1 protein-coding gene is annotated in these 1155 nt (G+C 61.3%); it reads right to left on the bottom strand.

Annotated features, from left to right (window positions below):
• Positions 1 to 1155: YifB family Mg chelatase-like AAA ATPase (locus J5224_RS35945; protein WP_264628553.1), on the bottom strand; the 1155-nt coding region annotated here is incomplete at both ends.

Genomic DNA, 1155 nt, shown 5'->3' with positions numbered 1-1155 from the left:
CAGCCAGACGGCATCCTCTTCGTGCAAGCGGCAGTGAATATCCATTTCCGGCGGTGTCAGGCGCGCATTGATTTTTCCCGCTCGTGCCAGTTGCCTCTCTCGTGCCATCAACACGCGCGCTCGAACGTCGGTGCTGCGTTCTCCCTGACGCCCTTGTTTGTGCAGCGTTCCAGGTGGCAGTAACGGGACTTCAATCGACAGATCGAACCGGTCGAGAAACGGCCCGGAGAGTTTACCCAAATAGCGCAGGATCTGCTGCACCGGCAGGCGGTTATGGATACCTTGATAGTGCCCCGATGGGCTGGGGTTCATAGCGGCGACCAACTGCACGCGGGCGGGGTAATTGACTTTGGCCCGCGTGCGGGAAATCACGATTTCACCGGCTTCCAACGGTTCTCGCAGAGCGTCCAGGACACGCCGCTCGAACTCGGGCAACTCATCGAGAAACAGTATACCGTTGTGCGCCAACGAGATCTCTCCCGGTTTTGGCAGTCCGCCCCCGCCCACCAGGGCTGTCATTGATGCACTGTGGTGAGGTGCCCGAAAGGGGCGGGTGTGCCACAAGCCCAGTGTGGTATCCGCAGCGCTGACCAGGCTATTAATGGCCGCCACCTCCAGCGCCTCTTCGTTGCTCAATGGGGGCAATAACCCGGCAAGACGGCTGGCCAGCATGGTTTTTCCGGTGCCGGGCGGCCCTATCAGCAGCAGGTTGTGGCCTCCGGCGGCGGTGACCTCGAGCGCCCGTTTTCCCTGCTCTTGCCCAATGATATCTGCCAGATCCGGGGCGTTGGTGAGGTCGGGCGCGTGAACCTCAACCGCCTGACTGCCGGTCAACGGTTCACCGCTGTGCAAAAAGGCGCATACCGCATTCAGGTGTTCTGCCAGCAGCACCTCACCGTGCCCGATAAGCGCCATTTCCTGCTGATGAGCCAGTGGCAAAATAAGCTGGCGACCCGCCTTGCCCGCGGCGATGGCCGCCGGGATTGCGCCGGTAATCGCGCGTAGCGCCCCGGATAATCCCAATTCACCCAGAAACTCATACTGCGCTAACGCCTTGCCGCAAATCTGCTCTGAGGCTGCCAGAATCGATAGTGCGATGGGCAGATCGTAGCGCCCGCCCTCCTTGGGCAAATCCGCCGGGGCGAGATTGACGGT

It is taken from the genome of Candidatus Symbiopectobacterium sp. NZEC135 (genome assembly GCF_025962695.1).
This window is presented reverse-complemented; position numbering and strand designations above follow the sequence as displayed.